The organism is Streptomyces sp. NPDC004561, from assembly GCF_053602155.1.
The window spans coordinates 1-19,062 of record NZ_JBSGDB010000146.1 but is presented as its reverse complement, the minus strand read 5'-3'; the positions used below and the strand labels follow the sequence as shown (position 1 = coordinate 19,062).

The window sequence follows — 19,062 nt, the reverse complement described above, 5'->3', positions numbered from 1 at the left end:
GCCCGCGCCCCGACGTCCGCGCTTCGAGGAGCGCGCAGACGATCCCGTAGGCGGCCATCATCCGGTCCGGTCGAACACCCGCTGGGCCGCCCGCAGCCGCTCGGGCAGGCTCGCCAGCAGTTCGGGGGTGACCCGGACCGGCGGGGCGTCGGCGATCGGCCAGCGGGCGGTCGTACGCACGGCGTCCAGGCTGGCCTTGCCGCACAGCCCGCACGAGGAGGAGGTGTAGACGTTCCGCTCCAGAGCGAAGTCGGGCAGGGTGACGCCGGGCGCGGTCCGCACGTCGACCACGTTGTAGGTGTTCGTTCCGTCCGCCGTCGCCCCCGCGCAGTAGACGATGTTCTGCAGATCGGGCGCCTGAGCCAGCACGCCCTCGCTCACCAGGAACCCCGCCGCCAGCGCGAAGTCGTCGCCCGGGGTGCGCATGGTGATCGCGAGCGGCTTGCCGTTCAGCCGGATCTCCAGGGGCTCCTCGGCGACGAGCGTGTCCGGGCGGGTGGAGATCGCCCCGTCCCGGATGCGCAGGACCTTGCGTCGTTCCGTGACTCGTCCCATGTTCTGATCAGCCCCGGTTCTGTACGTGCTGGTAGCCGAAACGGCCCTTGATGCAGAGATTGCCGTGCGTCACCGGATTCTCCTGCGGCGAGGTGACCTTCACGATCTCATTGTCCTGCACATGGAGTGTGAGGTTGCAGCCCACTCCGCAGTACGCGCACACCGTCGTCGTCTCCGTCTGCCGTGACTCGTCCCAGGTACCCGCCGCCCGCATGTCGAACTCCGATCTGAACGACAGCGCCCCGGTCGGGCACACCTCCACGCAGTTCCCGCAGTACACGCACGCCGAGTCGGTCAGCGGCGCGTCGTGCTCCACGGCGATCCGCGCGTCGAAGCCGCGCCCGGCGACCGAGATCGCGAAGGTGTTCTGCCACTGGTCGCCGCAGGCGTCGACGCACTTGTAGCACAGGATGCACTTGGCGTAGTCGCGCACGTACAGCTCGTTGTCCACCTTCGGGTCGTCGTTCAGCCGCGCCGCGTCGGGGCCGAAACGGTCCGGCTTCGCCTCGTACTCCTTGATCCAGCGGGCGGCCCCCGGGGTGGTCGACAGGTCGGCCGAGGAGCCGAGCAGCTCCAGGACGAGCTTGCGGCTGTGCCGGGCGCGCTCGGTGTCCGTGCGGACCTGCATGCCCGGCTCCGCCCGGCGCGAGCAGGCCGGCACCAGCGTCCGCGACCCCTCGACCTCCACCACGCACACCCGGCAGGCGTTCTTCGGGCGCAGCGTGTCGCCCTGGCAGAGGGTCGGGACGTCCTTCCCGGCGGCGCGGCAGGCGTCGAGCAGGGTCGACCCCTCCGGGACCCGGACCGGTTCGCCGTCGATCGTGAACTCGACCGGCCGGCGCGGGATCCCCAGCGGTATCGCGGTCATTCGTAGGCCCCCAGACGGTCGACGGCGGATTCCACGGCGTTCCACGCGGTCTGTCCCAGACCGCAGATCGAGGCGTCCCGCATCGCCCGGCCGACCTCGCGCAGCAGGGCGATGTCCCCGGCCGCGTCCGCCCCGGTGCGGTCCGCGAGCCGGCGCAGCGCCTCCTCCTGCCGGACCGTGCCGACCCGGCAGGGCACACACTGTCCGCAGGACTCCTCCCGGAAGAACTCGGCGATCCGCAGCAGCAGCCGGGGCAGCGGCACCGTGTCGTCGAAGGCCATCACCACACCGGACCCGAGTGTCGTGCCCGCCTCCCGGGTGCCCTCGAAGGTGAGCGGGATGTCCAGCTCGTCGGGCCGTACGAACCCGCCGGCCGCGCCGCCGAGCAGCACCGCCCGCAGCCGGTCCCGCACACCGGCCAGGTCCAGCAGTTCGCCGAGGGTCGCCCCGAACGGCAGTTCGTACACGCCGGGCCGGGTCACGCTCCCGGAGACGCAGAACAGCTTCGGCCCGGCGGAGCGCGCCGTGCCGAGCGCCGCGTACGCCGGGGCGCCCATCGTCAGCACCGGCAGCACGTTGACCAGCGTCTCCACGTTGTTCTCCGCCGTCGGCCTGCCGAACAGGCCCTGCACCACCGGGAACGGCGGCTTCGAGCGCGGCTCGCCCCGGTAGCCCTCGATGGAGTTGAACAGGGCCGTCTCCTCGCCGCAGACGTAGGCGCCGGCGCCCCGCCGGATCTCGATCTCCAGGCGGTACCCCTGGCCGAGGACGTCGTCACCGAGCAGCCCGCGGGCACGGGCCTGCTCGATCGCGTGCCGCAGGCGGGCGATCGCCCGCGGGTACTCGCCGCGGACGTACACGAACGCCCGGTGCGCGGAGATCGCGTACGACGCGACGGTGATCGCCTCCACCAGCGCGTACGGGTCGCCCTCCATCAGCACCCGGTCCTTGAAGGTGCCCGGCTCGGACTCGTCGGCGTTGCACACCAGGTAGCGCGGATGCTCGGGCCGGGACGCGGTGGCCTGCCACTTGCGTCCGGTGGGGAAGGCGGCGCCGCCGCGCCCGACGAGTCCGGAGTCGGTGACCTCGCGGATCACACCGGCGGGGCCCAGTTCGAAGGCGCGGCGCAGCGCCGTGTAGCCGCCGTGGGCCCGGTAGTCGTCCAGGGACGGGGGATCGACCACGCCGACCCGCCGCAGCAGGACCAGGTCCTCGCTCCCGGCCTGCGGCACGGCCAGGGAAGGGGGCGGCTCCTCGGGCGCCGAGTCGGGGGCCCGCGCGGCGAGGACGGCCGCCTCGGCGGTCGCCGGCGCCGACACCGCCGTACGCACCGGGTCGCCCGCCCTGATCGCGAGCGCGGCCGGGGCGCGTTCGCACAGCCCCAGACAGGGGCTGCGCTCGACGCTCACCCCGCTCGCCGGGCCGAGCCGCTCCTCGACCCCGGCGCACAGCTCGCCCGCCCCGGCCGCGGCGCAGGCCAGGTCGGTGCAGACGTGCAGGACCGTCGCGGGGCGCGGCCGCACGGAGAACATGGCGTAGAAGGTGGCCACGCCGTACGCCTCGGCCGGCGGCACCGTCAGCCTGCGGCACAGATAGCCGAGGGCGCCCTCGCTGATCCAGCCGACGCGGTCGTTGAGGGCGTGCAGGCCGGGCAGCAGCAGGTCGCGCCGGTCGCGGGCCGCCCGGCCGCCACGGGCCCACCGCAGGTCGGCGTCCGTGCGGTCGGCGCCCTCCCACGCGGACTCGGGCGGACCCAGCAGGGCGTCCACGGCGGCCCGTTCCTCGTCCGTCGGCTTGCTGTCGCCGAAGTGGAGATCCACGCCCTCACCTCACGTACGTCGTGGCCGGGAGCTTCTCGATGCGGATCGCCGACGCCTTGAACTCCGCCGTCCCCGCGATCGGGCAGTTGGCCTCGATCGTCAGCTGGTTGGTGTCCACCTCGTCGGGAAAGTGCATGGTCATGAAGGCCAGGCCCGGCCGCAGCGCGGTGTCGATCCACACCGGCGCCAGCACCGACCCGCGCCGGGAGCTGACCCGGACCTCCTCGCCGACCACGACCCCGTACCGCTCGGCGTCCTCCGGGCACAGCTCGACGTACTCGCCGCGACGCAGCGGGGAGGCGTAACCGCCGCTCTGCACCCCGGTGTTGTAGGAGTCGAGGCGCCGGCCGGTGGTGAGCCGGATCGGGTACTCGTCGTCGGTGAGGTCCACCGGCGGGTCGTGCTGGACCAGGCCGAACGGCGCCGGCGTCCCGCGCCGTTCAGGGTCGTGCTCCCACAACCGCCCGTGCAGGAAGGGGGGTTCGAGCCGGTCGGTGCTCGGGCAGGGCCACTGGATGCCCTGGTGCTCCTCCAGGCGCCCGTACGTCATCCCGTGGTGGTCCGGGGACACCGACCGCAGCTCGTTCCAGACGGCCTCCGCGTCGGCGTACTTCCAGTCGTGGCCCAGCCGGACGGCCAGCTCGCAGATGATGTCGATGTCCTCGCGGGCCTCGCCGGGCGGGGTGACGGCCCGGCGCACCCGCTGCACCCGGCGCTCGCTGTTGGTGGTCGTGCCCTCGGTCTCCGCCCATCCGGCGGTCGCCGGCAGCACCACGTCCGCCAACTGGGCCGTCCTCGTGAGGAAGATGTCCTGCACGACGAGGAAGTCCAGGGAGCGCAGCCGCCGTACGGCCTGTTCGCTGTCGGCCTCCGACTGCGCCGGGTTCTCCCCGACGCAGTACACGGCCCGCACCGTGCCGTCCTCCATCGCCTCGAACATCTCCGTCAGGTTCAGCCCGTGGTGCGGCTCGATGACGGTGTCCCAGGCGGTCTCGAACTTCCGCCGGACATCGGCGTCGAGGAGGTCCTGGAAGCCGGGCAGCCGGTTGGGGATCGCGCCCATGTCGCCGCCGCCCTGCACGTTGTTCTGCCCGCGCAGCGGCTGGAGCCCGGCGCCGTAGCGGCCGACGTGACCGGTCAACAGGGCCAGGTTGATCAGCGCGCGGACGTTGTCGGTGCCGTTGTGGTGCTCGGTGATGCCGAGGGTCCAGCACAGCTGGGCGCGCTCGGCACGGGCGTAGGCGTGCGCCAGCTCCCGGATCGCCCCGGCCGGTACGCCCGTCACCCTCTGGGCGAGGGACGGCGTCCACGGCTCTACCAGCTTGCGGTACTCCTCGAAGCCGGTGGTGGCGCGTTCGACGAACGTCTCGTTGACCAGGCCCGCGCGGATGATCTCCCGGCCGATCGCGTGCGCCATCGGGATGTCGGTGCCGACGTTCAGCCCGAGCCAGCTCTCCGCCCACTGCGCGGTCGACGTCCGCCGCGGGTCGACCGCGTACATCCGGGCGCCGTTGCGTATGCCCTTCAGCACGTGCTGGAAGAAGATCGGGTGCGCGAACCGGGCGTTGGAGCCCCACATCACGATGACGTCGGTGTGCTCGATCTCCTCGTACGACGACGTGCCGCCCCCGGAGCCGAACGCGGCCGACAGCCCGGCCACGCTGGGCGCGTGGCAGGTCCGGTTGCAGGAGTCGACGTTGTTGGTGCCCATCACCACCCGCGCGAACTTCTGCGCCACGTAGTTCATCTCGTTGGTGGCGCGGGAGCAGGAGAACATCCCGAACGCGCCCCGGTTGCGCTGCAGGCCCCGGGCCGCCCGGTCCAGGGCCTCCTCCCAGGTCGCCTGCCGGAACGGCTCGTCACGGGAGTCCCGGACCAGCGGGTGGGTGAGCCGGGTGTAGGTCTTCGGCGGACGCTTCCTCATGCGGCACTCCTCAGCGCGAGCAGGTCCGAGATGGCGTGCACGGTGCGCAGGGTGGGCACCTCCACGCCGGTGATCTCCGCGAGTTCGACGACGGCCGCGAGCAGCACGTCCAGCTCCAGCGGCTTGCCGCGCTCCAGGTCCTGGAGCGTGGAGGTGCGGTGGTCGCCGACGCGCTCCGCGCCCGCGAGCCGCCGTTCGATGGAGACGCCCACCTCGCAGCCCAGGGCCTCGGCGACGGACAGCGTCTCGCGCATCATCGTCTCGATGACCCGGCGGGTGCCGCCGTGCCGGCACATCTGCCGCATCGTGGCGCGGGCGAGGGCGCTGATCGGGTTGAAGGAGATGTTGCCGAGCAGCTTGAGCCAGATGTCCCCCCGCAGTTCCGGCTCCACCGGGCACTTCAGCCCGCCGGCCTGCATCGCCTCGCTGAGCCGCAGACAGCGCGGCGAGAGAGTGCGGTCGGGCTCGCCGACGGAGAACCGGGTGCCCTCCACATGCCGTACGACCCCCGGGGCCTCGAGTTCGGTGGCCGCGTAGACGACGCAGCCGACGGCCCGCTCGGGGGCGAGGACCGTGCTGACGGCGCCGTTCGGGTCCACGCTCTCCAGGCGGCGGCCGTCGTAGGGGCCGCCGTGCCGGTGGAAGTACCACCAGGGGATGCCGTTCTGCGCGGCCACCACGGCGGTGCGCTCGTGCAGCAGCGGCTCGATCAGCGGCCCGCACGCCGCGTAGGCGTTGGCCTTCAGGCCCAGGAAGACGTAGTCCACCGGGCCGACCTCGCGGGGGTCGTCGGTGGCGTGGGGGTGGGCGGTGAAGTCGCCGCGCGGGCTGAGCACCCGTACCCCGTACTGCCTCATGGCCGCGAGGTGCGGTCCACGGGCGATGAGATGCGCGTCGGCGCCGGCCCGGTGGAGCGCGGCGCCCACGTAGGCGCCGATCGCGCCGGCGCCGAGGACTGCGACTTTCACGGGAGCACTCCGTTCGGTTGCGGATACCGCGGAGGTGGGGAGGAGGAGCAGCCGGAAAACGGACGACTGCTGACAGCGGTCGGCTGAATCCTGTCGACGAAATATTGTCTACAGTATGGAAGGGCCGTCAGCAAGGGTCCGTGCGACGGCCGTTGCGCTCGTCCGGGGTCTGAGGGAAGCCGACAACTCGGATGCCTGATTCCTGTGGCTTCACCTGCCGCCGTACCCGCGAGTCACTGATCAGACTGATGAATCCCGCTACCCACGGCAACGAGGGGGACCCCGTCATGAACGGCTCGCGCATCGCGGCCATCGGCCACTACCAGCCCGCGAAGGTGCTCACCAACGAGGACCTGGCGGCCATGGTCGACACCAGCGACGAGTGGATCCGCAGCCGTGTGGGCATCCGGACCCGGCACGTCGCGGGCCCCGACGAGCCGGTCGACGAGCTGGCCGCGCACGCCGCCGCCAAGGCCCTCGCCGCCGCCGGACTCGCCCCCGCCGACATCGACCTGGTCCTGGTCGCCACCTCCACCGCGATCGACCGCTCCCCGAACACCGCTGCCCGGGTCGCGGCCCGGCTCGGCATCCCGCAGCCCGCCGCGATGGACGTCAACGTGGTGTGCGCGGGGTTCACCCACGCGCTGGCCACCGCCGACCACACCGTGCGCGCCGGCGCGGCCACCCGGGCCCTGGTCATCGGCGCCGACAAGATGTCCGACGTCGCCGACTGGACCGACCGCAGCACCTGCGTCCTCGTCGGGGACGGGGCCGGGGCCGCCGTGGTCGAGGCGTGCGTGCCGGGGGAGGAGCCCGGGATCGGGCCCGTGCTGTGGGGATCGGTGCCCGAGATGGGGAACGCGGTGCGGATCGAGGGCACTCCGCCGCGGTTCGCGCAGGAGGGACAGAGCGTCTACCGCTGGGCGACCACCCGGCTGCCCGCCATCGCCCGCCGCGCCTGCGAGCGGGCCGGGGTGGCCCCCGAGGAGCTGGCCGGCGTCGTCCTCCACCAGGCCAACCTGCGGATCATCGAGCCGCTCGCCGCGAAGCTCGGTGCCGTCAACGCCGTGATCGCCCGCGATGTCACCGAGTCCGGCAATACCTCCGCCGCCAGCATCCCGCTCGCCTTCTCCAAGCTCATCGAGCAGGGGGCGCTCTCGGGCGGCGACCCGGTGCTGCTGTTCGGCTTCGGCGGGAACCTGTCCTACGCCGGGCAGGTCGTCCGCTGCCCCTGACGGGCCCGGCGATGTGACGCGTGCTACTCCCACCTCCGGCCGGCCATTGTGCACAGTAGACTGTAGACGAAAGACAATCGATACTGGCATTCGCGGCGCACGGCCGGGTACGGCCCGCCGGGAAGGGGGGACCGTGATGTTGTCCGCCGGACTGCCGCAGGGGTCGGTGCCCAAGCTGGAACGGCCGGGCCCGCTGCGCGACCGCGTCTACGAGGCGCTGCTCGAACTCATCACCACCCGCGCGCTCCGCCCCGGCCAGCATCTCGTGGAGAGCGAACTCGCCGGACACCTCGGCGTCTCCCGGCAGCCGGTGCGCGAGGCGCTGCAACGGCTCAACACCGAGGGCTGGGTCGATCTGCGGCCCGCGCAGGGCGCGTTCGTGCACGAGCCGACCGAGGAGGAGGCCGACCAGCTCCTCACCGTCCGCACCCTGCTGGAGGCGGAGGCGGCCCGGCTGGCCGCGGCGAACGCGGGCAGCGCCGGCATCGCGGTCCTCGAAGAGCTGTGCGCGGAGGGCGAGAAGGCCGTCGCCGCCGACGACGTGGACGGCGCCGTCGCCCTGAACGCCCGCTTCCACGCCAAGATCATGGAACTGGCCGGCAACACGGTCCTCGCCGGACTCGCCGCCCAGGTCGACCGCCGCGTCCGCTGGTACTACACCCCGGTGGCCCGTCAACGCGGCCGCCAGTCCTGGATCGAGCACCGCGAACTCATCGCCGCCATCGCGTCCCGCGACGAGCAGCGTGCGACGGAGGTCATGCGGGCCCACACCGAGCACACCCGCCGCACGTACCACGCCCACGCCACCTCCTGACCCGGCGCCCGCCCGGCTCCACCCCGGAGGCGGAACAGGGCAGGCGGAACGGGGAAGGGCCGGGTGAGGCCCTTCCCCGTACGGCGACCCCGAGGTCAGCCGGTCGCGGCGTCGGCGGCCCGGGAACGGCCGCGGGCCGGCACCCCGCCCGCCCGGCCCGGCTGCCGCAGCAGCAGCGCGAGCGCCGCCGCCACCATGGACACCCCGCCCGCCAGCGCGTAGGCGCCGTTGTAGCCCCAGGCGCCGACCACCATGGAGCCGAGACCGCCGCCGAACAGTCCGCTGACCAGCTTGCCGCTGTACACCAGGCCGTAGTTGGTGGCGTTGTAGTTCTCCCCGAAGTAGTCCGGGGTCAGGGCCGCGAACATCGGGTAGAAGGCGCCCCCGCCGAAGCCGGAGAGGAAGGCGAAGAACAGGAACAGCCACTCGTTCTTGATGTCACCGGCCCAGATCACGCCGAACTGCGCGAGGCCCAGGACCACGATGACGAACACCAGCGCCGTCTTGCGGCCCCACAGGTCCGACAGCCAGCCCACGACGGCCCGCCCGACGCCGTTGACGACCGCCATGACGCCCATCGAGGAGGCCGCGACCAGCGGGCCGAAGCCGATCTGCTTGGCGTAGTCGACCTGGAACGAGATACCGAAGATCGACACGCCGGCCGTCATGACGACGGTGATCCACATGAGCGGCAGCATGCCGGTCCGGATGGCCTCCTTCGGCGTGAACTGCCGTACCGCGGGAGGGTTCTTGACCAGGCTCGCCGCGCTCTTGCCGTTGCCGGCGAAGGTCAGCGGGTCGACGTCGGCGGGCCACCAGTTCTTCGGCGGGTCCTTGAAGAAGAACGCGCACACCGCGACCACGATCAGCACGTAGACGCCGATCAGATCGAGCACCTCGTCGTAGTTCCCGGTGTCGAAGGCGTAGTTGAAGATGAAGATGAACGGCAGCGAGCCGTACGCGAAGCCGCCGTTGACGAAGCCGGTCTTCGCGCCGCGCCGCTCCGGGAACCACTTGCCGACCATGTTGATGCAGGTGGCGTAGATCAGCCCGGAACCGAGCCCGCCCACGACACCGAACCCGAGGATGGCCAGCAGCACGTTGTCCAGGTGGGACAGGGCCAGGAAGCCGACCAGGCACATCGCGGCGCCGAGGTACATCGCCCGGCGCGCGCTGAGGATGCCCCGCTCGCGCAGCCAGCCCGCCGGGAAGGCGATGCCCGCCTGGAAGAACACCCAGACGCTGAGGATCCAGAAGGTGTTGCTCTGCGTCCAGCCGTGCGCGTGGGACAGGGTGTCCTCCGCGGAGCCGTAGGCGTACTCGGAGACGCTGATGGCCATCATCGAGATCCACGGCAGGTACACCATGAACTTGCGTGAGTGGCCGAGGATGTCACGGTCCGTCTCCCCGACGCGGTAGACCCGCCCTCGGGAGTCGGTGACTTCGCGGTACGAGCGGTCCGCCGAGCCGGGATCGGCCGGCGTGTTTCTTGTTGCCATCGGATCAGCCGTCATGTCAGGCCATCTCCTCGCCGAGGGGGTGGGGATTGGGGACGATGCGCCGGGCGTCCGGCCTGCCCGGTGCCTTGAGCAAGAGGGCCGCCGCAGCGGAGGCCAGCCCCAGAGAACCGGCGAGCACGAACGCGCCGGAGAACACCTCGCCGCCGGCCGCGCCCAGGACGCCGCAGACCAGTCCCGTGACCAGCTGGGAGCCATGGACGAGGCCGTAGTTGGCGGCGTTGTCGTTCTCGCCGAAACAGTCCGCCGTCATGGCCGCGCACAGCGGGAACACCGCCGCGCCGCAGACCGCGGACACCAGGGAGCACACCAGGAGGCCCGGCGCGCTGCCCGCCCGGAGGGCCGCCACCGCACCGAACTGCGCGGCGCCCAGCACCAGGCAGAGCGCGAGCAGGGTGCCACGGCGCCCCTTGCGGTCGGAGAACCGGCCGGCGAGCCAGGAACCGGTGCCGGCCACGACCGCCGTCATCGCCGCGGCCGTGGCCAGGGCCCCGCCGGTCAGGCCCATGCCCCGGCCGAGCGGCACGGCGCGGACCAGGCCGAGCACGGTGCCGCCGCCCGCGCCCAGCAGACAGCACCACAGCAGCCACAGGGCCGGAGCGCGGGCGGCCTCCTTCGAGGTGTTCTGCCGCACCGCCGGCGGGTTCTTCTCCAGCACCCGGCGGATCCGCGGATCCGCCGCGACCCTCAGCGGATCCAGGTGCGCGGGCCACCAGTCCCGCGGCGGGTCCTGCAGCGAACGGCCCACCGCGGCCACCACCAGGCACAGGGCCGCGCCCGCCACGGACAGCGCCACACGGTGGACACCCGGATCCAGGGGGAGGGCGAGGAGAAGCAGCGGCGGCGCGCAACCCCAGGCGAAACCGCCGTGGACCAGGCCCGTACCGCCGCCCTTGCGCTCCGGACACCACTTGACGGCCGTGTGCAGACAGGTCGCCCACACCACACCGGCGCCCGTCCCGCCGAACCCGGCCGCCACCGCACCGGCCACGCCCGCCTGCGGCACGAGGACCGCCGCCAGCTGCCCCAGCAGCACGCCGGCCGCGCCGAGCGCCATCGCCGTACGGGCCGGAAGCCGGCCGCTCTCCCGGAGCCGGCCCACCGGGAGGGCCACGGCCGCCTGGCCGCACACCCAGACGCCCAGCAGCCACAGGACGTGCCCGCCGCGCCCCGGTCCGGCCTCGCCGAGCGACGCGTCCGCCGACGCGAACGCGCACGTGGCGGCCCCGATGCCCGTCATGCCCGTCCAGGACAGGACCACCATCCGGATGCGCGACCGGCCGAGCAGATCGACGTCGCGCTCGCCGACCCGGTACCCGCGGCCGTGCCGGTCCGTCACCTCCCTGCAGGGGACGGACGTCGTACAGTCGGTCGTTGTCATCGTGCACAGCACCCCTTGCGTCGAAAGTTCTGGCCAGCGCCCCCTGTCCATGCCTTTCGTGCGCGCCCGGGTCCCGGGGCCGGCCGGCGCGCACCGCCGCCCGGCCCCCGCGTCGCTCAGCTCATGAACCGCCCCCCAGCAGTCCGGCCGCCCGTGCCCAGCGGTACTTCGCACCGAGCACGGCCACCGGCTTCTCGGTCGTGTACGGGTACGCCACGACACCCCGCTCGAACAGGTACTGGCAGGCCTCCTCGACCTCCACGTCCCCGGCGAGGGACGCCACGACCGGCTTCTCGACGCCCCGCTCGCGGAACTCCGCGACCACGCGCGCGGTCAGCTCGGCGAACACCATCGGCGGGGTGACGATGGTGTGCCAGTAGCCGAGCACCAGCGCGTGGATGCGCGGGTCCTCCAGACCCAGCCGGATCGTCGCCTCGTACGTCGACGGCGGCTCGCCCCCGGTGATGTCGACCGGGTTGCCGGCCGCCCCGAACGGCGGGATGAACCGGCGGAACGCCTCGTCCAGGTCGGGCGGGATCTCCATCAGGGTCAGCCCGTTGTCCGTGACCGCGTCCGACAGCAGCACTCCGCTGCCCCCCGCCCCGGTGACGATCACCACGTTGTCGCCGCGCGGGGTCGGCAGCACGGGCAGCGCGCGGGCGTACTCCAGCATGTCGTTCAGACCCGGCGCCCGGATCACCCCGGCCTGCCGGAGGATGTCGTCGTACACCGCGTCGTCGCCCGCGAGCGCCCCCGTGTGCGAGCCGGCCGCCCTGGCGCCCGCCGCCGTACGGCCCGCCTTCAGCACCACGACCGGCTTCTTCGGCACGGTCGCGCGCGCCGCCGCCACGAACGCCCGGCCGTCCTTGAGGTCCTCCAGGTGCATGGCGATGCACTCGGTGTGCGGATCCTCGCCGAACCACGTCAGCAGGTCGTCCTCGTCCAGGTCGGACTTGTTGCCCAGGCCGACGATCGCCGACACACCCGTCCTCGTGGTGCGGGCGAAGCCCAGGACGGCCATGCCGATGCCACCGGACTGCGAGGTCAGCGCCACCCCGCCCTTGACGTCGTACGGCGTGCAGAACGTGGCGCACAGGTCCTGCCAGGTGGAGTAGTAGCCGTAGATGTTCGGGCCGAGCAGCCGGACGCCGTGCCGTTCGGCGATCCGCACGATCTCCGCCTGGAGTTCGTGCTCGCCGGTCTCCGCGAACCCGGACGGGATGAGGACCGCGTTGGGGATCCCCTTCCGTCCCACCTCCTCCAGCGCCGCGGCCACGAACCGGGCGGGAATGGCGAAGACCGCCACATCCACCTCACCGGGCACGTCCGTGACACTCTTGTACGCCTTGCGGCCCAGGATGTCGTCGGCCTTGGGGTTCACCGGGTGGATCTCCCCGGAGAACCCGCCGTCGACGAGGTTGCGCATCACCGAATTGCCGATCTTCCCCGGCTCGTTGGACGCGCCGATCACCGCGACCGACGCCGGCTGCATCAACCGCCGCATGGACGCGAGGATCTCGTCGCGGGTGTACGTCCTGCGGGGCGCCGGCTGCCGCTCGGCGAGGATCACCCGGATGTCCGCGGCCGTCGCGCCCGCCGGAGTCGCGATCACCGGGTTGAGGTCGACCTCGGCGATCTCGGGGAAGTCCGCGACCAGTTGGGACACCCGCCGGATCTGCTCGGCCACCGCCCACCGGTCCACCCCGGCCCGCCCCCGCACCCCGCGCAGGATCTCCGCCGAGCGGATGGAGTCGAGCATCGACAGCGCCTCGTCGGCGGAGACGGGCGCCAGCCGGAACGTCACGTCCTTCAGCACCTCGACCAGCACCCCGCCGAGCCCGAACGCCACCACCTTCCCGAAGGTCGGATCGGTGACCGCGCCGACGATGACCTCCTGGCCCTGGGGCAGCAGTTCCTGCACCTGGACGCCGTCGATACGGGCGGCCGGGTCGTGGGCGCGCGCGTTCTCGACGATCCGGCGGAACGCGGCCCGCACCTGAGCCGCGCCCTCCACCCCGACGACGACCCCGCCGGCGTCGGTCTTGTGCAGGATGTCCGGCGAGACGATCTTCATCACGACGGGTCCGCCGAACCGGGCCGCGGCCGCCACCGCGTGGTCCACGTCCGCCGCCAGTTCCTCGCCCGGTACGGCGATCCCGTACGCGTCGGCGATCACCTTGCCCTCGGGCGCCGTCAGCGCGGTGCGGCCCTCGGCCCGCACGGAGTCGAGGAGCGCCCGCACCCTGAGCACCCGGTCCTCGGTCATCACGTCAGATCACCCCGTTCGACTTCAGCAGGCGCAACTCCGCGTCACCGAGGCCCAGTTCGCCTACGTAGACCTCTTCGTTGTGCTCGCCGAGCAGCGGGGAGCCGGTCACCTCGACGGGGGAGTCGGAGAGCTTGAGCGGGCTGCCGACGGTCACGAACTCGCCGCGCTCGGGATGCGGGACGCGCACCACCATCTCGTTGGCGGCCAGCGAGGCGTCCTCGATGATCTCCTTGGTGGAGAGGATCGGCCCGCACGGGATGTTGTGCGCGTTCAGCCGTTCCAGCACCTCCCACTTGGGGAGCGTGGCCGACCACTCCTCGATCAGCTGGAACATCTTGTTCAGCTTCGGCAGCCGGGCCTCCGGCGTCGCCCACTCGGGGTCGTCGGCGAGTTCGGGCCGGCCGATGAGCTCGCTGAGGGGCCGCCAGCCGACCGGCTGCACGATGACGTACACGTAGTCGTTCGGGCCGCCCGGGGCGCACTTGACCGCCCAGCCGGGCTGGCCGCCGCCGGAGGCGTTGCCCGAGCGGGGGACCTCCTCGCCGAAGTCCTCGTTGGGGTACTCGGCGAGCGGCCCGTGCACCAGCCGCTGCTGGTCCCGCAGCTTCACCCGGCACAGGTTGAGGACGGCGTGCTGCATGGCCACGTTGACCCGCTGCCCCCGCCCGGTCCGCTCCCGCTGGTACAGCGCGGCGAGAATCCCCGCCACGAGGTGCACACCCGTCCCCGAGTCCCCGATCTGGGCGCCCGTCGCGAGCGGCGGGCCGTCCTCGAAACCGGTGGTCGACATCGACCCGCCCATGGCCTGCGCGACGACCTCGTACGCCTTGAAGCCGGTGTACGGGCCCTCCCCGAAGCCCTTGATGGAGGCGTACACGAGCCGGGGATTGATCTCCTGGATGCGGTCCCAGCCGAACCCCATGCGGTCCACCGCGCCCGGCCCGAAGTTCTCGACCATGACGTCCGAGCGCCGGATCAGCTCGGTGAGGATCTCCTTGCCGCGTTCGGTCTTGGTGTTCAGGGTGATGCTCCGCTTGTTGCAGTTGAGCATCGTGAAGTAGAGGGAGTCGACGTCCGGCAGATCCCGCAGCTGCCTGCGGGTGATGTCACCGGTCGGCGCCTCCAGCTTGACGACGTCGGCGCCGAGCCAGGCGAGCAGCTGGGTGGCGGAGGGGCCGGACTGGACGTGGGTCATGTCGAGGACGCGAATGCCCTCGAGTGCCTTGGCGGTCATCGGCGTTCACCTCACTTGTACATCGTCTGGTTCATGGTTCCGGGGGCGTACGCGTCCGGGTCGACCCAGACGTTGATCAGCGACGGCTTGCCCGACTCGCGGGCCCGGCGCAGGGCGGGGCCGATGTCGGCGGGGTCGCGGACCTCCTCGCCGTGACCGCCGAGCATCTGCGCGAACCTGTCGTACGGCACGTCGCCGAGGGTGTTGCCGACCCGCTCGCGGTCCTTGCCGTACTTGGCGGCCTGGCCGTATCGGATCTGGTTCATCGAGGAGTTGTTGCCGACGATCCCGACGAACGGCAGGTCGTAGCGGACGAGGGTCTCGAAGTCCCAGCCCGTGAGGGAGAAGGCGCCGTCGCCGAAGAGGGCGACGACCTCCTTGTCGGGGCGTGCCTGCTTGGCGGCGAGCACGAAGGGGATCCCGACGCCGAGCGTGCCGAGCGGGCCCGGGTCCATCCAGTGCCCGGGGGACTTGGGCTGGACGACCTGCCCGGAGAAGGTGACGATGTCGCCGCCGTCGCCGATGTAGATCGAGTCCTCGGTGAGGAAGTCGTTGATCTCGCTGACGAGACGGTACGGGTGGATGGGGGAGGCGTCCGACCTGAGCTGGGGCAGCCGCTTGTCGATCGACGCCTGCTCGGCCGCGCGCAGTTCGTCCAGCCACTCCTTGCGGCGGGCCGCGCCCCCGTTGATCCGGCCCGAGGCGGCCTGGGTGACGGCCTTCAGGACGAGACCGGCGTCGCCGACGATGCCGAGGCCGATGTCCCGGTTCTTGCCGACGGTGCGGTAGTCCAGGTCGATCTGCACCACCGTGGCGTCGGGGGACAGGCGCCTGCCGTAGCCCATGCGGAAGTCGAAGGGCGTGCCGACGATCACGATGACATCGGCGTGGGAGAAGGCGTAGCGGCGGGAGAGCTGGAAGTGGTGCGGGTCGCCGGGCGGGAGCGTGCCGCGTCCCGCGCCGTTCATGTACGCCGGGATGTTCAGCGCCCGCACCAGCTCGATCGCGGCCTCGGTGCCCCGGGTCGTCCACACCTGGCTGCCCAGCAGGATCGCCGGCTTCTCGGCGTGCACCAGCAGGTCGGCGAGTTTCTCGACCGCCTCCGGGTCGCCCGCCGAGCGCGTCGAGGCGCGGTAGGCGCCGGACCTGGGGACGCGCGCCCTGTCGAGCGGCACCTTGGCGTCCAGGACGTCCCGGGGGATCTCCAGGAAGGAGGGGCCGGGCGCGCCGTGGTAGCACTCGCGGAACGCCATCGACACCATGTCGGCCGCCCGCGCCGTGTCCGGCACCGTCGCCGCGAACTTGGTGATCGGCGTCATCATGTCGACGTGCGGCAGGTCCTGCAGGGACCCCATCTTGTGCTGGGTGAGCGCCCCCTGACCGCCGATCAGGAGCATCGGCGACTCCGCGCGGAAGGCGTTGGCGACCCCGGTGACGGCGTCGGTCGTCCCCGGGCCGGCGGTGACGACCGCGCAGCCGGGCCTGCCGGTGAGGCGCGCGTAACCGTCGGCGGCGTGCGCGGCGACCTGCTCGTGCCGTACGTCGACGACTTCTATGCCCTCGTCGACGCAGCCGTCGTAGATGTCGATGATGTGGCCGCCGCACAGCGTGTAGATGCGGTCGACCCCCTCGGCCTTCAGCGCCTTGGCTACGAGATGACCACCGGAGATCACGTCCTGGGTGTCGTCGGGCATGGCGAAGTCCTGTCCCTTTCCTGGGGGTTCTGGCGGTTCGCTGTGCAGTGGATGCGGCGGCGGAGAGCTGTATGCGGTAGATTGCATACAGTCGACGAATACTGTATGAACCTTGTTATCCCGCATCCGGTGGGTGGTGTCCAGGGGGCGTACACACTTTTCGGTCATCGGAGTCCGGCATCTTCCGGTCAGCGCACGCCGGTTCCGCGACGACCTCGCAGACAGGAGCCGCAATGGACCTGTACGAACACCAGGCACGGCAACTCTTCGAGGACCACGGCATCCCGGTGCCGCGGGCCGAGGTCACCGACTCGCCGCGGCAGGCCCGCGAGATCGCCCGCCGGCTCGGCGGCCGCGTCGTGGTCAAGGCCCAGGTGAGGACCGGCGGGCGAGGCAAGGCGGGCGGGGTGCGGCTCGCCGCCGACCCCGCCGCGGCCGAGCTGACCGCACGCCGGATCCTCGGCATGGACATCAAGGGGCACACCGTCGGCACGGTCATGCTGGCCCAACCCGTCGACATCGAGAGCGAGTTCTACGTCTCCTACGTCCTGGACCGCGCCGCGGGCCGCTTCCTCGCGATCGCCTCCGCCGAGGGGGGCACGGAGATCGAGGAGGTCGCCGCCGTGCGCCCCGAGGCCGTCGCGCGCGTGCCCGTCGACCCCGCCGAGGGCGTCACCTCCGCCAAGGCGGCCGAGATCGCCGACGCGGCCGGACTACCCCCGCAGACCGCCGACGTCCTCGTCAGGCTGTGGCAGGTCCTGGTCCGCGAGGACGCCCTCCTCGTGGAGGTCAACCCGCTGGTGCGCACCGCACGGGGAGACATCCTCGCCCTCGACGGCAAGGTCACCCTGGACGACAACGCCCGCTTCCGGCAGACCCGTTGGGGCGACCGCGCCGCCGAGCACGGCGATCCCCTGGAGGCGGAGGCCGCGGCCCGGGGACTCACCTGCGTACGGCTCGACGGCGAGGTCGGCGTCATCGGCAACGGCGCCGGGCTGGTGATGTCGACCCTCGACGCGGTCGCCGGCTGCGGCGCCCGGCCCGCCGACTTCCTCGACATCGGCGGCGGCGCCTCGGCACAGGTGATGGCCGACGGACTGACCGTGATCCTCTCGGACCCGGCCGTACGGTCCGTCCTCGTCAACGTGTTCGGCGGGATCACCGCCTGCGACGCGGTCGCCGAGGGGATCGTGGCAGCGGTGGACCGGGTGCGCCTGACCAGGCCGCTGGTCGTCCGCCTCGACGGCAACAACGCCGCCCGCGGCCGCGCCGTCCTCGCCGAGCGCGCGCATCCGCTCGTCGAACAGGTCACCACCATGGACGGCGCCGCCCGCCGGGCCGCCGAACTCGCCCGCACCGCCTGAGGAGCCCGGACATGGCCATCCACCTCACCAAGGAGAGCAGGGTCCTCGTCCAGGGCATGACCGGCGGCGAGGGTATGAAGCACACCCGGCGCATGCTCGCGGCCGGCACGAACGTCGTCGGCGGCGTCAACCCCCGCAAGGCCGGGCGGACCGTCGACCTCGACGGACGGGCGGTCCCCGTCTTCGGCTCGGTGGCCGACGGCATGGCGGCCGCCGGAGCCGACGTCAGCGTCGTCTTCGTCCCGCCCGCCTTCGCCGGGGCCGCCGTCACCGAGGCCGCCGACGCCCGCATCCCGCTCGCCGTCGTCATCACCGAGGGCATCCCCGTCCACGACACCGTCGCCTTCACCGCGTACGCGAGGCGGCGGGGCACACGGATCATCGGGCCCAACTGCCCCGGCCTGATCACCCCCGGCCAGGCCAACGCGGGCATCATCCCCGCCGACATCACCAAGCCCGGCCCGATCGGCCTGGTCTCCAAGTCGGGCACCCTCACCTACCAACTCATGCGCGAACTGCGGGACATCGGCTTCTCCACCTGCGTCGGCATCGGCGGCGACCCGGTCGTCGGCACCACCCACATCGACTGCCTGACCGCGTTCGAGGAGGACCCCGACACCGAACTCGTCGTGATGATCGGGGAGATCGGCGGCGACGCGGAGGAACGGGCCGCCGCCCACATCCGCGACCACGTCACCAAGCCCGTCGTCGCCTACATCGCCGGCTTCACCGCCCCCGAGGGCCGCACCATGGGCCACGCCGGCGCCATCGTCTCCGGCACCACGGGCACGGCCCGGGCCAAGCAGGAGGCCCTGGAGGCGGCGGGCGTCCTGGTGGGGCGCACGCCTACGGAGACGGCGCGGCTGGTACTGCAGTCCCACCGCTCCCTGACCGGCCGTCCAGCGACACCCCCCGCCCCGACCCCGCACCGAGAGCGGAGCTGACGCATGGCACCCACCCTCGCCCCCGAGCCCCCGACGACCCCGGAACCGGCACCCTCGGTCCTGAAGCCCGGCACCTCCTACGTCGACGCATGGCGGCGCTGCGTCGCTGTCGCGCCCGAGGCGTTCCGGGACGACCGCGTGCTGAACCTCTGGGGTGCCGCATGGCGGCCCGACGGACGGGCGCTGCCGGCGACCACCCCGGTCGACGGCACCCCGATCGCCGGCGCGCCCCGCCTCGACGGCGCCACCGCCCAGCAGGCCGTACACGCGGCCCTGGACCAGCACCGCGCCTGGCGGCAGCTCCCCCTGCCCGAACGGCGGCCCCGGATCGGCGCCACCCTGGACGCGCTCGCCCAGCACCGCGACCTGCTCGCCCTGCTGCTCGTCTGCCTCTCATCGGTCACGTGGTGGGTGGTGAAGACCGCGTCGACGCGATCTCCTGGGAACGCCAGAAGGGCGGCCTCGACGACTCGCC

14 protein-coding genes and 1 pseudogene are annotated in these 19,062 nt (G+C 72.3%); 5 read left to right on the top strand and 10 right to left on the bottom strand.

Annotated elements, in window-relative coordinates; all coding sequences use genetic code 11:
• Nucleotides 1-60: 60 nt before the first annotated feature.
• The 5 genes and pseudogenes from ACWEN3_RS20440 to ACWEN3_RS20420 form a co-directional block, all read right to left on the bottom strand.
• Nucleotides 61-555: pseudogene (locus ACWEN3_RS20440) on the bottom strand (formate dehydrogenase accessory sulfurtransferase FdhD); the annotation flags it as partial.
• A gap of 7 nt (nt 556-562) precedes the next feature.
• Nucleotides 563-1,423 carry a 2Fe-2S iron-sulfur cluster-binding protein gene (locus ACWEN3_RS20435; protein ID WP_452972731.1) on the bottom strand — a complete coding sequence of 287 codons (861 nt, stop codon included), beginning with the start codon at nt 1,421-1,423 and terminating at the stop codon, nt 563-565.
• Entirely contained in the window at nt 1,420-3,243 is a 1,824-nt protein-coding gene (locus ACWEN3_RS20430; RefSeq protein WP_452972728.1) for an NAD(P)H-dependent oxidoreductase subunit E, read from the bottom strand. Before ACWEN3_RS20430 ends, ACWEN3_RS20435 begins: the two co-directional genes overlap by 4 nt.
• Before the next feature lie 4 nt (nt 3,244-3,247).
• A complete protein-coding gene (locus ACWEN3_RS20425; protein ID WP_452972725.1) occupies nt 3,248-5,167 on the bottom strand; it encodes a molybdopterin oxidoreductase family protein in 1,920 nt (639 codons plus the stop codon).
• Nucleotides 5,164-6,135: a 2-dehydropantoate 2-reductase gene (locus ACWEN3_RS20420; protein ID WP_452972722.1), complete on the bottom strand. Its 972-nt coding sequence runs from the start codon at nt 6,133-6,135 to the stop codon at nt 5,164-5,166. The genes ACWEN3_RS20425 and ACWEN3_RS20420 overlap by 4 nt, the downstream gene beginning before the upstream one ends.
• A 287-nt stretch (nt 6,136-6,422) precedes the next feature.
• On the opposite strand from ACWEN3_RS20420, the gene ACWEN3_RS20415 reads away from it, so the two are divergent.
• Both ACWEN3_RS20415 and ACWEN3_RS20410 read left to right on the top strand, forming a co-directional pair.
• On the top strand, nt 6,423-7,370 hold the full coding sequence (locus ACWEN3_RS20415) for a beta-ketoacyl-ACP synthase III (RefSeq protein ID WP_452972737.1): 948 nt from the start codon (nt 6,423-6,425) through the stop codon (nt 7,368-7,370).
• A gap of 136 nt (nt 7,371-7,506) precedes the next feature.
• The gene (locus tag ACWEN3_RS20410) at nt 7,507-8,184 is read left to right on the top strand and encodes a GntR family transcriptional regulator (RefSeq protein WP_452972734.1); all 678 of its coding nucleotides are present in this window, start codon (nt 7,507-7,509) and stop codon (nt 8,182-8,184) included.
• Nucleotides 8,185-8,279: 95 nt separating this feature from the next.
• Here ACWEN3_RS20410 and ACWEN3_RS20405 read toward each other — a convergent pair whose 3' ends face one another.
• The 5 genes from ACWEN3_RS20405 to ACWEN3_RS20385 all read right to left on the bottom strand — a co-directional run bounded on the left by ACWEN3_RS20405 (nt 8,280) and on the right by ACWEN3_RS20385 (nt 16,279).
• Nucleotides 8,280-9,698: an OFA family MFS transporter gene (locus ACWEN3_RS20405; protein WP_452972720.1), complete on the bottom strand. Its 1,419-nt coding sequence runs from the start codon at nt 9,696-9,698 to the stop codon at nt 8,280-8,282.
• 1 nt (nt 9,699) lies between these two features.
• Nucleotides 9,700-11,082, bottom strand: a complete 1,383-nt coding sequence (locus ACWEN3_RS20400) for an MFS transporter (protein ID WP_452972717.1) — start codon at nt 11,080-11,082, stop codon at nt 9,700-9,702.
• Nucleotides 11,083-11,203: 121 nt separating this feature from the next.
• The gene (locus tag ACWEN3_RS20395) at nt 11,204-13,348 is read right to left on the bottom strand and encodes an acetate--CoA ligase family protein (protein WP_452972715.1); all 2,145 of its coding nucleotides are present in this window, start codon (nt 13,346-13,348) and stop codon (nt 11,204-11,206) included.
• Nucleotides 13,349-13,352: 4 nt separating this feature from the next.
• Nucleotides 13,353-14,585: a formyl-CoA transferase gene (frc, locus tag ACWEN3_RS20390; protein ID WP_452972713.1), complete on the bottom strand. Its 1,233-nt coding sequence runs from the start codon at nt 14,583-14,585 to the stop codon at nt 13,353-13,355.
• 11 nt (nt 14,586-14,596) lie between these two features.
• Entirely contained in the window at nt 14,597-16,279 is a 1,683-nt protein-coding gene (locus ACWEN3_RS20385) for a thiamine pyrophosphate-binding protein (protein WP_452972712.1), read from the bottom strand.
• 233 nt (nt 16,280-16,512) lie between these two features.
• On the opposite strand from ACWEN3_RS20385, the gene sucC reads away from it, so the two are divergent.
• From sucC to ACWEN3_RS20370, 3 genes are all read left to right on the top strand, one after another.
• Nucleotides 16,513-17,643 carry an ADP-forming succinate--CoA ligase subunit beta gene (sucC, locus tag ACWEN3_RS20380; protein WP_452972710.1) on the top strand — a complete coding sequence of 377 codons (1,131 nt, stop codon included), beginning with the start codon at nt 16,513-16,515 and terminating at the stop codon, nt 17,641-17,643.
• Between the two features lie 11 nt (nt 17,644-17,654).
• Entirely contained in the window at nt 17,655-18,587 is a 933-nt protein-coding gene (sucD, locus tag ACWEN3_RS20375) for a succinate--CoA ligase subunit alpha (protein WP_452972708.1), read from the top strand.
• Nucleotides 18,588-18,590: 3 nt separating this feature from the next.
• Nucleotides 18,591-19,062, top strand: a 472-nt coding sequence (locus ACWEN3_RS20370; protein WP_452972707.1) for an aldehyde dehydrogenase family protein, incomplete at its 3' end; no start/stop codon positions are given.

Excerpts from the sequence above, each read along its gene's own strand:
- ACWEN3_RS20435 (WP_452972731.1), bottom strand. The coding sequence starts at position 1,423 with ATGACCGCGATACCGCTGGGGATCCCGCGCCGGCCGGTCGAGTTCACG.
- ACWEN3_RS20425 (WP_452972725.1), bottom strand. The coding sequence starts at position 5,167 with ATGAGGAAGCGTCCGCCGAAGACCTACACCCGGCTCACCCACCCGCTG.
- ACWEN3_RS20415 (WP_452972737.1), top strand. The coding sequence starts at position 6,423 with ATGAACGGCTCGCGCATCGCGGCCATCGGCCACTACCAGCCCGCGAAG.
- ACWEN3_RS20410 (WP_452972734.1), top strand. The coding sequence starts at position 7,507 with ATGTTGTCCGCCGGACTGCCGCAGGGGTCGGTGCCCAAGCTGGAACGG.
- ACWEN3_RS20405 (WP_452972720.1), bottom strand. The coding sequence starts at position 9,698 with ATGACGGCTGATCCGATGGCAACAAGAAACACGCCGGCCGATCCCGGC.
- ACWEN3_RS20400 (WP_452972717.1), bottom strand. The coding sequence starts at position 11,082 with ATGACAACGACCGACTGTACGACGTCCGTCCCCTGCAGGGAGGTGACG.
- ACWEN3_RS20395 (WP_452972715.1), bottom strand. The coding sequence starts at position 13,348 with ATGACCGAGGACCGGGTGCTCAGGGTGCGGGCGCTCCTCGACTCCGTG.
- frc (WP_452972713.1), bottom strand. The coding sequence starts at position 14,585 with ATGACCGCCAAGGCACTCGAGGGCATTCGCGTCCTCGACATGACCCAC.
- ACWEN3_RS20385 (WP_452972712.1), bottom strand. The coding sequence starts at position 16,279 with ATGCCCGACGACACCCAGGACGTGATCTCCGGTGGTCATCTCGTAGCC.
- sucC (WP_452972710.1), top strand. The coding sequence starts at position 16,513 with ATGGACCTGTACGAACACCAGGCACGGCAACTCTTCGAGGACCACGGC.
- sucD (WP_452972708.1), top strand. The coding sequence starts at position 17,655 with ATGGCCATCCACCTCACCAAGGAGAGCAGGGTCCTCGTCCAGGGCATG.